This is a genomic window from Stenotrophomonas sp. YAU14D1_LEIMI4_1 (genome assembly GCF_003086815.1).
Taxonomy (GTDB): Bacteria; Pseudomonadota; Gammaproteobacteria; order Xanthomonadales; family Xanthomonadaceae; genus Stenotrophomonas.
In genome coordinates, this window is sequence record NZ_CP025997.1 from 3,288,478 (window position 1) to 3,302,615 (window position 14,138).

11 protein-coding genes are annotated in these 14,138 nt (G+C 67.2%); 5 read left to right on the forward strand and 6 right to left on the reverse strand.

Annotated features, from left to right (window positions below; translation table 11 throughout):
• Positions 1-583 precede the first annotated feature (583 nt).
• The 3 genes from C1932_RS15240 to C1932_RS15250 form a co-directional block, all read right to left on the reverse strand.
• Positions 584-2,302 (reverse strand): thiamine pyrophosphate-dependent enzyme, encoded by a 1,719-nt coding sequence (locus C1932_RS15240; RefSeq protein WP_108762730.1) that lies wholly within the window; start codon positions 2,300-2,302, stop codon positions 584-586.
• 110 nt (positions 2,303-2,412) lie between these two features.
• Positions 2,413-3,270 (reverse strand): hypothetical protein, encoded by an 858-nt coding sequence (locus C1932_RS15245; protein WP_108763467.1) that lies wholly within the window; start codon positions 3,268-3,270, stop codon positions 2,413-2,415.
• 36 nt (positions 3,271-3,306) lie between these two features.
• The gene (locus C1932_RS15250; protein WP_199911969.1) at positions 3,307-3,783 is read right to left on the reverse strand and encodes a DUF3574 domain-containing protein; all 477 of its coding nucleotides are present in this window, start codon (positions 3,781-3,783) and stop codon (positions 3,307-3,309) included.
• A gap of 240 nt (positions 3,784-4,023) precedes the next feature.
• On the opposite strand from C1932_RS15250, the gene C1932_RS15255 reads away from it, so the two are divergent.
• The 4 genes from C1932_RS15255 to otsA all read left to right on the forward strand — a co-directional run bounded on the left by C1932_RS15255 (position 4,024) and on the right by otsA (position 10,791).
• Positions 4,024-6,456, forward strand: coding sequence for a TonB-dependent receptor (locus C1932_RS15255; RefSeq protein WP_108762731.1), 2,433 nt, complete (start codon positions 4,024-4,026; stop codon positions 6,454-6,456).
• Positions 6,457-6,850: 394 nt separating this feature from the next.
• Entirely contained in the window at positions 6,851-7,609 is a 759-nt protein-coding gene (gene otsB, locus C1932_RS15260; protein ID WP_108762732.1) for a trehalose-phosphatase, read from the forward strand.
• Between the two features lie 39 nt (positions 7,610-7,648).
• On the forward strand, positions 7,649-9,430 hold the full coding sequence (locus C1932_RS15265) for a glycoside hydrolase family 15 protein (protein WP_108756999.1): 1,782 nt from the start codon (positions 7,649-7,651) through the stop codon (positions 9,428-9,430).
• On the forward strand, positions 9,427-10,791 hold the full coding sequence (otsA, locus tag C1932_RS15270; RefSeq protein ID WP_108762733.1) for an alpha,alpha-trehalose-phosphate synthase (UDP-forming): 1,365 nt from the start codon (positions 9,427-9,429) through the stop codon (positions 10,789-10,791). Before C1932_RS15265 ends, otsA begins: the two co-directional genes overlap by 4 nt.
• Before the next feature lie 78 nt (positions 10,792-10,869).
• On the opposite strand, the gene C1932_RS15275 is transcribed toward otsA, so the two are convergent.
• Genes C1932_RS15275 through rluD form a run of 3 tightly spaced genes read right to left on the reverse strand, consistent with a single transcriptional unit; the run spans position 10,870 to position 13,084 of the window.
• The gene (locus C1932_RS15275) at positions 10,870-11,310 is read right to left on the reverse strand and encodes a thiol-disulfide oxidoreductase DCC family protein (RefSeq protein ID WP_108762734.1); all 441 of its coding nucleotides are present in this window, start codon (positions 11,308-11,310) and stop codon (positions 10,870-10,872) included.
• A gap of 17 nt (positions 11,311-11,327) precedes the next feature.
• Positions 11,328-12,095, reverse strand: coding sequence for a peptidoglycan editing factor PgeF (gene pgeF, locus C1932_RS15280; RefSeq protein ID WP_108762735.1), 768 nt, complete (start codon positions 12,093-12,095; stop codon positions 11,328-11,330).
• On the reverse strand, positions 12,095-13,084 hold the full coding sequence (rluD, locus tag C1932_RS15285; protein ID WP_108762736.1) for a 23S rRNA pseudouridine(1911/1915/1917) synthase RluD: 990 nt from the start codon (positions 13,082-13,084) through the stop codon (positions 12,095-12,097). The genes pgeF and rluD overlap by 1 nt, the downstream gene beginning before the upstream one ends.
• A 112-nt stretch (positions 13,085-13,196) precedes the next feature.
• On the opposite strand from rluD, the gene C1932_RS15290 reads away from it, so the two are divergent.
• The gene (locus tag C1932_RS15290) at positions 13,197-14,084 is read left to right on the forward strand and encodes an outer membrane protein assembly factor BamD (protein WP_108753959.1); all 888 of its coding nucleotides are present in this window, start codon (positions 13,197-13,199) and stop codon (positions 14,082-14,084) included.
• Positions 14,085-14,138: the final 54 nt, after the last annotated feature.

Genomic DNA, 14,138 nt, shown 5'->3' on the forward strand with positions numbered 1-14,138 from the left:
GGTTCCAGCCAACGGCGGAGCCCCTCGTGGCTGGGTTGGTCGTCGGAGCGGGATCCGCGGCTGGGCCGGGCGGGTAGGCCGCGCAGGGGACGCTGCAAGTACGTCCCTGTAAGCTCGGTCGCCGCATCCATGCGGCTCACGCCCCTGCGCAACCTACCCGCCCGGCCTCTCGTGGTTTCCTGCGCGCGGCAGCCACGGAAGATAATCAAAAGATCAAAAGCAGGCTCCCGTTGTAGAGCCGAGCCCATGCTCGGCTGCCGTACGCGCGAGTCCTCAGCCGAGCATGGCTCGGCTCTACAGAAGATCTTTCCGATCATTCTTTTGATATCCACGCCATCCGTGGATCCAACGTGTCGACCAAGGTCGACACCTACCAGAGCGGAATGCTGTTCCAACGGACCGCGGCCAACTGTCGAAGGCGGGGTGGATCCGGTTGCGGGGGTGTCCGCGGCATGGATGCCGCGGCCAAGGCTACAAGGATGTACTTGCGCCGTCCCCGCAACCGGACCCACCCCGCCATCGCTCAGGAAACCAGCTTCAGCTTTGGCTCTGGCCTCTGCGGGTGCAGGGCGCAGCCCTGCCCTCACTTCTTCAGGAAGTTGTCCACCAGCAGATGCTTCACGTCGTCGAAGCGGCCATTCAACACCGCCTTAGCCGCATACAGCGCCGTGCCGGCCACCTGCTTGGCTTCGATCTGCGGCGGCATCACCAGCTCGGCGCGGCTGGTATGCACGTCCAGCAGCGCCGGACCGCGCTGGGACAGGAAATCCAGCACCGCCTCTTCCAGATCCTCGCTGCGGGTCACGGTGCGGCCGTGGAAACCGATCACCTCGGCCAGGCGGCCGAAATCGGGGTTCTTCAGGTCGGTGTAATTGTCCAGCAGGCCTTCCACCTTCTGTTCCAGCTCCACGAAGTTCAGCGAGCCGTTGTTGAACACCACCACCTTGATCGGCAGGTCTTCCTGCACCGCGGTCAGCAGATCGCCCAGCAGCATGGCCAGGCCACCATCGCCGGACAGCGAGATCACCTGCCGGCCGGGGAAGGCCTTCTGCAGGCCCAGCGCCTGCGGCATGGCATTGGCCATCGTGCCGTGCAGCAGGCTGGTCAGCGTGCGGCGGCGGCCGTTCACCCGGATGTGGCGCAGGATCCACACCATCGGTGAGCCGCCATCGGCAGTGAACAGCGCATCATCGGCCGCATGCCGGGACAGCAGCGCGGTCAGGTGCTGCGGGTGGATCAGTTCACCCTTGCCCGGCTGTTCTTCCTGTTCGCGCGTGTGCAGCGCCTTGTCACGGCGGGCGATGCATTCGTCCAGGAAGCTGCTGTCTTCGCGCGGCGGCAACAGCGGCAGCAGCGCGTCCAGCGTCGGCGCGATATCGCCCACCACGCCCAGATCCACCGGATGACGGCGGCCCAGGTGGCTGCCATCACGGTCCACCTGGATGATCGTGGCCTTGTCCGGGTAGAACTGGCCCCAGGCGAAATCGGCGCCGAGCAGCAGCAGCGTGTCGCAGGCCATCAGCGTGTGGAAGCCCGATTCAATGCCGAAGATGCCGGTCATGCCCATGTTGTACGGGTTGTCCGGTTCGACGAAATCCTTCGCGCGCGAGGTGTGCGCCACCGGCGCCTGCAGCCGGCGCGCCAGTTCGATCAGCTGCGCATGCGCGCCCTGGCAACCGGCACCGGCATAGATGCCGATGCGCTTGCCCTGCCCCAGCAGCTCGGCGATGCGCTGCAGCTCGGCGTCGGCCGGGCGCAGCACCGGCTGGGTGTAATGCACCGAGAACGGCACATCGTGCTTCACCTCGGCCTCGCTGATATCGGCCGGCAGGATCACCACGGCCACGCCGCGGCGGCTGATCGCCGCCTGGCACGCCAGCGCCACCACGCGGCGTGCCTGCTCGGGGCTGTGCACCTGCTCGCAGAACACCGTGCAGCTGGCATAGACCGATTTGAAATCCACTTCCTGCGGAAATTCCATGCCCAGTTCACTGGTCACGATCTGGCTGGCGATCAGCACCAGCGGCGCGCGGTTGCGGTTGCTTTCGAAGATGCCGTTGATGAAATGCAGGCCCCCTGGGCCGCAGGAGCCGGCGCAGGCGGTCAGCTGACCGCTCACCAGCGAATCGGCACCGGCAGCGAAGGCGGCCACCTCCTCGTGCCGTACATGCACCCAGTCGATCTCGCTGCGGTGCATGGCATCGGTCACGTGGTTCAGCGTGTCGCCCACGATCCCGTAACAGCGGCGCACGCCCGCCTGCTGCAGGGTTTCAACAACGATCTCGGCAACGCGCTTGCTCATGGGAAAAGCCTTGCTTGGGGGAGGACCCCGAGGCTAGACCCCGCACGGTGACGCTTCCGTGGGCATCGGCGCGTTGCGCCCCATACATCGGTATAGGGCGCACGCGGTGTTCAGTTCACGTTGATCCAGCCCACGACGGCGCCGCGCTTTGCATTCTGATAGCGCACCTGCACCCAGCCATCGGCGGCATCGCGCAGTTCCACCCGATCGCCCTGCACCAGGTAGCGCTGGGTGCTGGTTGCGCCTGGCCCATCGAACAGGAACAGGCGTGCCGGCCGCACCGTGGCCTGGATGCCCGGCACGGGCGAGGGCCCGGTGGGCGCGACCAAGCCATCGCCGATGGCGCTGTCGAGCACGCGGCCCTGCGCGTCAAAGGTGCGCCACACCGCCAGCGGACCTTGTTCGCCAGTGTGATCGACCTCCAGTGCGGCATCGAAGGCATCGCCCAGCTGCAGCAGGTCCTCTGCGCGGTAGAGATAGAGCTTCGTGCCCGCGAACCGATACAGATCGGTGTACCACATCGGGCCGCTGCGGCAGCTGCTGCTCAGCGTGCGCGTGGCAGCGTCGACGGTCAGGCCCATCAGGTTGCCGCAGCTGTCACGGCCGTGGGTGTCCGCCTCCAGCGCGTGGAATCCGCCGCTGGCCGGATCGAAGCGGTAGACCGCCACCGCTTCATTGACCATGCCCACCGATGCACGTGCGACCAGTTCGGGGCGTCCATCGAAATCGATGTCTTCGGCTGACAGCCGCGAATTGCCATCGGCATCTGCAGCGCCCGCCAGTTCCAGGCGCTTTCCCGACGGCGAAACTCGCACGGCGATGCTGCCGCCCTCCATCACTTCGGCCTGCACCTGTACGCCCGGTGCCGGGGCGAAGCGCAGCGAGCCGCCGTCCTGTCCGGCCGCCTGCGCGGCCGGCACCAGCACGCCTGCCAGCAGCAGGCCCAACACCGCATCCCTGTGTTTCATCATTGCCGCCCGTGGCGCCGCCTTGGCGCCTTCAGGTCAGAACGATACGTCAACTGCCTGCCGCGACCACAGTACCGACTGGTGCTGGGTCTGCTGCTTCCAGGCCAGGCGGATCGCCTCGATGTCTGCACGGCGCTGCGGGCTGTCTTCGTGCAGCACCACCAGCACCTTGGTGCGCAGGCGGTTGGGCGCTGCGTCGCCACGGAACAGCCACTGGCCGTACGCATCGAACACGGTCAGGCCATCGGGGAAGCGCGGGGTCACTTCCTTGTCCAAGAATGCGCGCCACTGCGCCTCGCTGATGGTATCGGCCTGCGGGCGGTTGCCGCTGCCCTGCTCTTCACCCACGCCGAAGTACAGCTCGCTGCGCACCCAGCCGTGGCCGCTTGCCGGGCGGGCCGCATCGCCTTCCAGCGCGGCGGTGGTGGTGTAGGCGCTGGGCGCCTGCGAAGACAGGCTGGCGCAGCCGCTGGTGGCCAGCAGTACGGCGAAGATCAGGCCAAGGCGTTTCATCGGGAACAACACTCCGGGGAAGGGGAACAAACGCGGTGAAAGGGCACGGAGGGTACACCCGTGCCATGGTTGCAACTGCAACCAATAACTCATGCCCTGCAGGCATGAACTGATGCAAAGACAACCGGGGCTTGCATCACACCGGCTGCTCACGCGAAGATAATATATCGCTTCATCCGGATGGATGTAAGTGAAACCATCACCTCCCCCCTTCCCCACGTTGTCGCTGCTGGAGTCTGCATGTCCCCCCGCCTGTCCGCGTCGCCGCTTGGCCTCGCCATCGCGCTTGCGCTGTCCCCCACCCTTGCCCTGGCCCAGGATGCCGCCACCAACCTGGACACGGTGATCGTGACCGGCACCCGCGCCGCCGACCGCACCGTGCTCGAATCCACCGCGCCGGTGGACGTGCTGACCGCCGAGGACATCCGCAAGGCCGGCGTGGTCAACGGCGAACTGGGCAGCGCGCTGCAGGCCCTGCTGCCCTCGTTCAACTTCCCGCGCCAGTCCAATTCCGGTGGCGCCGACCACGTGCGCGCCGCACAGCTGCGCGGCCTGTCGCCAGACCAGGTGCTGGTGCTGGTGAACGGCAAGCGCCGCCACCACACCGCGCTGGTGAACACCGACAGCAAGATCGGCAAGGGCACCACCCCGGTCGATTTCAACTCGATTCCGGTCAGCGCCATCAAGCGCATCGAAGTGCTGCGCGACGGCGCCGGTGCGCTGTACGGCTCCGATGCGGTGGCCGGCGTGATCAACGTGATCCTGGACAACGGCGGCGACGGTGGCGAGATCGAAGCCAGCTACGGCGCCAACCACACCGACCTGAAGCCGATCGGCCGCACCCTCACCGATGGCCAGACCGGCAACATCAGCGCCAAGGTCGGCACCTCGCTGGGCGAAGACGGCGGCTTCCTGCGCGTGGGCCTGGAATACAAGAAGCGCAACGGCACCAACCGCGCCGGCTACGACCTGATTCCGCCGTGGGACCAGACCGAGGCCAACCTGGCACTGCAGGGCAAGCGCAACTACGTGCTCGGCGACGGTGCCAGCAAGGACATCAACCTGTGGCTGAACACTGAAATCCCGGTGGGCAAGACCGCCACGTTCTATGCGTTCGGCACCTTCAACCAGCGCGACACCGAAGGCGCCAACTACTTCCGCTACCCCGACAGCGATGCCAACTGGAAGGAGGTCTACCCGAACGGCTACCGCCCGATTTCCGAGGGCGAGAACCGCGACGTGCAGGCCGTGGCCGGCGTACGCGGGCAGTGGGGCCAGTGGAGCTATGACGGCAGCGTGGATTACGGCCAGAACGACTTCACCTACCGCCTGCGCGATTCGATCAACGCCTCGCTGGGCCCGACCAGCCCGACCCGCTTCAAGACCGCCGATTATCAGTACGCGCAGACCGTGGGCAACCTGGATCTGAGCCGTGTGTTCAGCCAGAGCGACAGCATCACCCACACCCTGGGGCTGGGCGCGGAAGTGCGCCACGAGCGCTATGAAACCCGCCCCGGTGATCCGTCCAGCTATGCCGCGGGCCCGTACACCGACCGCCCGACCGGCTCGCAGGCCGGCGGTGGCCTGACCCCGCAGGATGCGGCCTCGCTGGCCCGCGATGTGGCCAGCGCCTATGCCAGCCTGTCCAGCCAGTTCGGCGATCACTTCTCCACCGACCTGGCCGCGCGCTACGAGCACAACGATGATTTCGGCGGCGAACTGACCGGCAAGCTCGGCCTGCGCTACGAATTCACCCCGGCCTTCGCGCTGCGTGGCGCGATCTCCAACAACTTCCGTGCGCCGTCGCTGGCACAGATCGGCTACGAGTCCACGTCCACCGGCTACAACGCCGCCGGCCAGCTGGTGCAGGGCCGCCTGCTGTCGGTGAACAACCCGATCGCCCGCGGCCTGGGCGCACAGGACCTGAAGCCGGAAAAGTCGCTGAACACCTCGCTGGGCTTCACCAGCCGCATCGGCGAGCATTTCGACCTGTCGCTGGATTTCTTCCAGATCGACATCGACGACCGCATTGCCTTGTCTGAAAGCATCACCGGTGATGCGCTGACCGACTACGTGGCCGCCAACTACGGCGTCACCGGCCTGCAGAGTGCCAGCTTCTTCGTCAACGCCGCCGATACCCGCACCCGTGGTGCCGAACTGGTGACCAACTGGCGCCAGGCGCTGGGCGATGGCCAGCTGCTGCTGACCGGCACCTACGCCTACACCAAGACCACGCTGAAGAACGTGCTGGCCACCCCGGCCCAGCTGCAGGCGCTGGATGCAGACTACGTGCTGTTCGGCATCGAAGAAACCAACACCCTGACCGATGCCACCCCGCGCAGCCGCGCCGGCTTCTCGGCCGCCTGGAGCAACGACCACTGGTCGCTGAGCAGCCGGGTGAACCGCTACGGCAGCGCCACCCGCGTATTCAACTTCGGCGACGGCTACATTCCGCGCCAGACCTACCAGGCCGAATGGCAGCTGGATGCGGAAGTGGAATACCGCTTCAACAAGCAGTGGAGCGTGGCCATCGGCGGGCAGAACCTGACCGACAACTATCCGGACAAGTCCAACGACGATATCTACTACTACGGCAACCTGCCGTACGACGTGCTGTCGCCGATCGGCAGCAACGGCGCGTACTACTACGGTCGCGTGCGTTACACGTTCTGATGCCGCGCAGGCGGCCCGTCGAAATGATGGGCCGCCCCGGTGGAATCGGCTGGTTTGAATCGACTGGGAAAACGACCGGCTCGAATCGACCGGCTCAAATCGACCGGGAAAAACGACCGGGTAGAGTCGACTGTTAGTCGACTGCTCTTGGCACCCCGCGAAAATCCCGCGCTACGCGCGATAGTCGACTGACAGTCGACTCTACCCCGCCGTCGTTTCCCCGCCTTCGTTTCCCCGCCCTCGTTTCCCCGCCGTCGTTCCCCCACCGCGGCTCCCCCGTAATCATTCCCCCATCGCCCCCCCGTCCCCCGCTACAACCGTCGGCACCCACCATGGCAGGGCCGTAGCCTGCCCTCGACCTGGCCTACACGCCGCCGCTGGCACCCTGCGGGACATGGCTGAACCGCTCCCCCTGCGTCCGCCACCGCCGTTGCTGGACGACGCCTGCGCGCTGTTCCTCGACGTGGATGGCACGCTTATCGAATTTGCCGCACGGCCCGATGCCGTGCACCTGCTGCCCGACGTGCGTGAGGCCATCGGCCGCATCAGCGACCGCCTGGAGGGTGCCGTGGCCTTGGTCAGCGGGCGCCCGCTGGAACAGCTGGACCAGCTGTTCGCCCCCCTGCAACTGCCCGCCGCCGGCCTGCATGGCCATGAGATGCGCGGCGCCGATGGCCGCGTGCTGCGCGATGACCACGACGATGACACCGGCGAATGGCTGCATGCCCTGCACCAGCAGGCCATGCGCTTCGCCCACGGCTACCCCGGCGTGCTGGTGGAGGAAAAAGGTGTGGGCCTGGCCCTTCACTGGCGTGGCGCACCGCATGCCGGCGACGACGTGCGTGCGTTCGCCGAACGCCATGCGCGCGGCCGGCCCAGCTACCGCCTGCAACCCGGCGATCATGTGGTCGAGTTCGTACCGGTGGGCACCGACAAGGGCCGCGCCCTTCGCCGCATGATGCAGTACCTGCCCTTCCGCGGCCGCCTGCCGGTGTTCCTGGGCGATGACCTGACCGACGAATACGGCTTCGAAGCCGCCAACGGCCAACACGGCTGGAGCGTGCTGATTGGCGAACGCGAGCCCAGTGCTGCGGTGTTTGCCCTGCCCGACATACGCAGCGTGCACGCCTGGCTGCGTGAGAATGCCTATTGACCCCCGGCCCCCACGGCCATAACCGGATATTTCTGCGTGATGACCCAACCCGATCTTGATCTGGGCGTGGTCGGCAACGGCAGCTTCGGCGCCCTGGTCGACAAGCATGCCCGCGTGGTGTGGAGCTGCCTGCCCACCTTCGATGGCGACCCCACGTTCTGTGCCCTGCTGTCGCCGAACCAACAGGAAGGCGGCGATTTCGCCATCGAACTGGAGGATTTCGCCAGCAGCGAGCAGAGCTACCTGACCAACACGGCGATCCTGCGCACCGTGCTGCACGACCACCACGGCGGCGCGCTGGAAATCCTCGATTTCGCCCCGCGCTGGCGCCAGAACGACCGCTTCTACCGACCGGTCAGCCTCATCCGCCAGGTGCGCCCGCTGGCGGGCAGCCCGCGCATCGTGGTACGTGCACGGCCGCTGGCCGACTGGGGCGCGCGCGTGCCCGAATCGACCTGGGGCAGCAACCACGTGCGCTGGATCCTGCCCGACCACGTGCTGCGCCTGACCACCGACGTGCCGGTGCGCTTCGTGCGCGACGGCCTGCCGTTCGTGCTCAACCATCCCATCCACCTGGTGCTGGGCGTGGATGAATCACTGAACCGCTCGATCAGCGGTTACGTGCAGGAAGCCTTCCAGCGCACGCGCGACTACTGGCGCGAATGGGTGCGCTACCTGTCCATTCCGCTGGAATGGCAGGACGCGGTCATCCGCAGCGCGATCACCCTGAAGCTGTGCCAGTACGAAGACAGCGGCGCGATCATCGCGGCCATGACCACCTCCATTCCCGAAGCGCCCGGCAGCGTACGCAACTGGGATTACCGCTACTGCTGGCTGCGCGATGCGGCCTTCGTGGTGCGCGCGTTGAACCGCCTGGGCGCCACCCGCACCATGGAACAGTTCCTGGGCTACATCTTCAACCTGGCCACCACCGACGGCACGCTGCAGCCGCTGTACGGCATCGGCTTCGAGGCGAAGCTGGACGAAGACGAAGTGCCTACGCTGTCCGGCTACCGCGGCATGGGCCCGGTGCGGCGCGGCAATTTGGCCTGGGTGCAGCGCCAGCACGATGTCTACGGCAGCGTGGTACTGGCCTCCACCCAGCTGTTCTTCGACCGCCGCCTGCAGGACCCGGGCGATGCCCACACCTTCGCTCGGCTGGAACCGCTGGGCGAACAGGCCTTCGCCCTGCACGACGTGCCCGATGCCGGCCTGTGGGAATTCCGCGGCCGCACCGAAGTACACACCTACACCAGCGCCATGTGCTGGGCCGCCTGCGACCGCCTGTGCAAGATCGCCGTGCGCCTGAAGCGCGATGACCGCGCGCAGTACTGGCGCGAGCGCGCCGACACCATCCATGCGCGCATCATGGCCGAGGCCTGGAGTGATGAACACGGCCACTTCACCGACACCTTCGGCGGCCACCGCCTGGACGCCTCGCTGCTGCTGCTGGCCGATATCGGCTTCATCGATGCAATGGACGCGCGCTTCATCGCCACGGTGGAAGCCATCGGCCGTGATCTGAAGCACGGCAATTCGTTGTACCGCTACGTGGCGCCGGATGACTTCGGCGAACCGGAAACCAGCTTCACCATCTGCACCTTCTGGTACATCGACGCGCTGGCTGCGATCGGCCGCATGGACGAAGCACGCGAGATGTTCGAGCTGCTGCTGAAGCAGCGCAACCACCTGGGCCTGCTGTCCGAAGACCTGGCCTTCGATGGCGGCGAAGCCTGGGGCAACTTCCCGCAGACGTACTCGCACGTGGGGCTGATCACCGCCGCCATGCGCCTGTCGCGGTCCTGGCAGGAGGCCTCGTGAGTCGTCTGGTCGTTGTTTCGAACCGGGTCGCCGTGCCCGGTGAAAGCCGCGCCGGCGGCCTCGCTGTCGGCCTGTTGGCCGCGCTGAAGGAGCGTGGCGGCATGTGGTTCGGCTGGAGCGGCAAGAGCGCCAAGGATGCCAGCGGCACGCTGCACCAGCAGAAGGAAGGTGACATCGAGTACGTCACCATGGATCTGGCCAAGCGCGATGTGGATGGCTACTACAACGGATTCTCCAATCGCACGTTGTGGCCGCTGCTGCACTTCCGCCTGGATCTGGTGGACTACGATCGTGGCACCCGCGAGACCTACCACAAGGTCAATGCGCTGTTCGCCGACAAGCTCGCGCCGCTGCTGCGCGAGGACGACATCGTCTGGATCCACGATTACCACCTGATCCCACTGGGCGCGATGCTGCGCGAGCGCGGCATCGGCTGCAGGATCGGCTTCTTCCTGCACATCCCGATGCCATCGGCCGACCTGCTGCAGGCCATGCCCGACCACCTGCGACTGTTCTCGGCGCTTTACGCCTACGATCTGGTCGGCTTCCAGACCCAGCGCGATGCCGACCGCTTCCAGACCTACCTGCGCCTGTTCGGCGGTGGCCGCGTATTGGACGATGGGCGGCTTGAAGCCCCCGGCGGCCGACGTTTCCGCGCGGCCGCCTTCCCCATTGGCATCGATACCGCGTTGATTGCCCGACAGGCCGGCGCCGCCGCCAGCAAGGCCGCAGTGAAGGACCTGCGCAGCAGCCTGCGCGACCGCCAGCTGGCCATCGGCGTGGACCGCCTGGATTATTCCAAGGGCCTGCCCGAGCGCTTCCGCGGTTTCGAACGCTACCTGGAACGCCACCCCGACCAGCGCGGCTCGCTGACCTACCTGCAGATCGCCCCGGTATCGCGCGGCGATGTGAGCGAGTACCGCCATCTGCGCAGCACGCTGGAACAGATTGCCGGCCACATCAACGGTGGCCACGCCGCGCCGGACTGGACCCCACTGCGCTACGTCAACCAGAACTTCACCCATGCCACCCTGACCGGCTTCTACCGCGCCGCTGCGGTCGGCCTGGTCACCCCGCTGCGCGATGGCATGAACCTGGTGGCCAAGGAATACGTGGCCTCGCAGGACCCGGAAGATCCTGGCGTGCTGGTGCTGTCACTGCTGGCCGGCGCCGCCGACGAAATGAAGCAGGCACTACTGGTGAACCCCTACGATCTGGATGGCATGGCCGACGCCATCGCCACCGCCGCCACCATGTCGCTGCGCCGCCGCAAGGAACGCTGGCACGCCATGATGGAGCACCTGCGCACCTACGACATCAACCACTGGCGGCGCAGCTATCTGGAAGCGCTGGAGGGGTGACCGCGCCGTTGGTAGAGTCGAGCTTGCTCGACTGCTGCACAACCAGTCGAGCAAGCTCGACTCTACGGGAATGCGCGGTCAATCCAGGAAGCGCGCGGCCTGTTCCGCGCTGGGCAGGAAGCAGGCATCGTGGCGCCCGAACCAGCGGTAGCGGTTGCGCGCCAGCACGCGGTATGCGCGGTCGCGCCACGCCTGCGGCAGCACGCGCAGCGCGCCGGCCAGCCGCCACGGCCCGCCCAGGCCGGCCAGCACCCGCAGGATCGCGTTGGTGTCGGTCCAGGCGCCCTGCGCGTCCACCAGCAGGAAAGACAGCGGGTCGTTCGGGTCCAGCCCGTGCGCGCGCAGCAGGCCACTGCCGTGCGCGCCCTGCATGGCGGCGAAGCGGTAGCGGCGGTGGCGGTCGAAGCGCAGCAGGAAGCGCACCCAGCGACTGCACAGCGCGCAGACGCCATCGAAGACAATCACGGCGTTCGGGGTTGGGTCAGAGCCCTTTTCTGCTGAAAAGGGATCTGACCCCATCCCGGGTTCGCCCCGGCTCATGCCATCCACACCAGCGTGGCCATGCGCCCGGTACGGCGATCGCGGCGGTGCGAATACAGATCCGGGGCGGCCATGGTCGACACCGTGCCACCATGGATGTTGGCCGGATCCATGCCCGCGCTCTGCAGGCGCTGGCGCGCCAACGCGAACAGGTCCACCTTCCAGTGCCCTTGGCGGGTGGCCACGAATGCCGACGCGGCCGCCGGGTCGTGGCCGACGAAGGCGTGGTACACCTCCTCGCCGATCTCGTAGTCCTGCGGTCCGGCCGCCGGGCCCAGCCAGGCGCGCAGCTGCGCCGGGGTGGTGGTCATCGCCGCCACCGTGTGTTCCAGCATGCCGTCGGCCAGCCCGCGCCACCCGGCATGGGCAGCGCCCACTTCGCTGCCATCGGCGGCGGCAAACACCACCGGCAGGCAATCGGCGGTCAGGATGGCCAGCACCACGCCACGCTCCGAGGTGACCGACGCATCGGCCACCGGCTCGCTGGCGCCTGCCTGCGGCGGCGCGTTTAAGCGCAGCACCGTGCTGCTGTGTACCTGGCGCAGCCAGTGCGGCGCCGACGGCAGGGCCAGGCCCTGCTGCAGCAGCTGGCGGTTGTGCTCCACGTTGGCCGGCGTATCGCCATCGGCAGCATGCCGGTTGCCCAGGTTGAACTGGTCGAACGGCGCCGGCGAAATACCTGCGCCGTGGCGACGGGTGGTCAGCGCCCGCACTCCCGGCGGTGCCGGCCAGTCAGCCTGCAGCAGCGGCAGTGCGGCGGCCATTACCAGCGGTCCCGTTCGCGCGCAGCAAACGCTTCGCTGTCTTCGCGCAGCACCTTCATCAGGTGCAGCATGTCGGCCGGCACCGGCGCACTGTTGCGCACCGGCTGGCCGGTGATCGGGTGCACGAACTCCAGGGTTTCAGCGTGCAGCGCCTGGCGCTTGAAGCCGCGCAGCGCGGCCACCAGTTCGTCGCTGGCGCCCTTGGGCAGCTTCAGCGCGCCGCCGTACAGCGGGTCACCCACGATCGGGTGGCGCAGGTGCGCCATGTGCACGCGGATCTGGTGGGTGCGGCCGGTTTCCAGGCGGCATTCCAGCGCGGTGTGGGCGCGGAAGCGCTCGCGCAGGCGGTAATGGGTCACCGCTTCCTTGCCATCTTCGCGCACGCCCATCTTCAGGCGGTCGCGCGGGTGGCGGTCGATCGGGGCATCGGCGGTACCGCCGGCCACCAGCGCGCCCATCACTACGGCCAGGTACTGGCGGTGCACATCGCGCGCGGCCAGCTGTTCCACCAGCGCGGTCTGCGCTTCCAGGGTACGGGCCACCACCATCACGCCGCTGGTGTCCTTGTCCAGGCGGTGCACGATGCCGGCGCGCGGCAGCACGGCCACCGACGGGTCGCGGTACAGCAGGGCGTTCACCAGGGTGCCGCTGTGGTTGCCGGCACCGGGGTGCACCACCAGGCCCACCGGCTTGTTGATCACCAGCAGGTGCTCATCCTCGAACAGCACGTCCAGCGGGATGTCTTCGGGCTGGGCGTCGGTCTGGGTGTCCAGCACCACGGCCAGGCTCACCAGCTCGCCGCCGCGCAGCGGGTCGCGCGGGCGGGCCTGGGCGCCGTCCAGCAGCACATCGCCGGATTTGATCCACTCGGTCAGGCGCGAGCGGGAATATTCGGGGAACAGTTCGGCCACAACGGCGTCGAAACGCCGGCCGGCGGCGGTATCGGGAACGATGGCCTGGCGGGCCGATTCGGAAGTTTGTTCAGACATGGCAAGGGGGATCTTTGAAATTTTGGGGTCCGGACGGCCGGTTTCAGTCGCAGGACAGGACACTAGGCTATCATCGACCCTTCGTATTCCAGACGCGTCCCGCCTTGACCCCATGATCCGACGCTCCGCCATGCTCTCCGCGCCCGTCCGCCTCACCGCCCTGCTGCTGGTGCTGGTCATCGCCGCCACCGGTTGCCACCGCGGTGCCAAGAAGGGGGATCGCCCCGATGAAGGCACGCCTGTCGAACAGCTGTACGACAAGAGCCACGCGCTCATGAAGGGCGGCAACTGGAGCGGCGCCGAAGCCAGCTTCCGCCGTCTGGTGGCCCAGTACCCGTACGGCCCGTACACCGAACAGGCGATGATCGAGACCGCCTACGCCCAGTACAAGGCCGGCAAGCACGATGACGCGGTGTCCAGCATCGACCGCTTCATCCGCACCTACCCGACCCACCGCAACATCGCCTACCTGTACTACCTGCGCGGTCTGGCCAACTCCAATCGCAATACGGTTTTTCTGCGACGCGTATGGTCGCTGGACCCCAGCCGCCGCGATCTGTCCACCCCGCACCAGGCCTATGCCGACTTCAACATCGTGGTGGACCGTTACCCGAACAGCCGCTACGCCGCCGATGCGCGCCAGCGCATGATCGTGCTGCGTGACGTGTTCGCCCAGCACGAGCTGGACAACGCCCTGTACTACCTGCGCCGCGAAGCCTATGTTTCCGCCGCCGGCCGCGCCAACTACCTGCTGGAAACCTACCCGCAGAGCGCGTACCAGTACGACGCCGTGGCCGTGCTGGGCGAAGCCTACACCCACCTGGGCAACAAGACGCTGGCCGACGATGCCCGCCGCGTGCTGACCCTGAACCAGCCCACCCACCCGTGGCTGGAAGGCAAGTGGCCCAAGTACCCGTGGATGATCCGCAAGCTGAACCCGTTCGCCGGCGAGAAGTCCGCCAGCACCGGCCAGCGCAACGCACGGCTGGAAAAGAAATAAGAGCGCAAAGGGCCCCGCAAGGGGCCCTTTCCTTTTGTCGCGTCGAGCCATGTT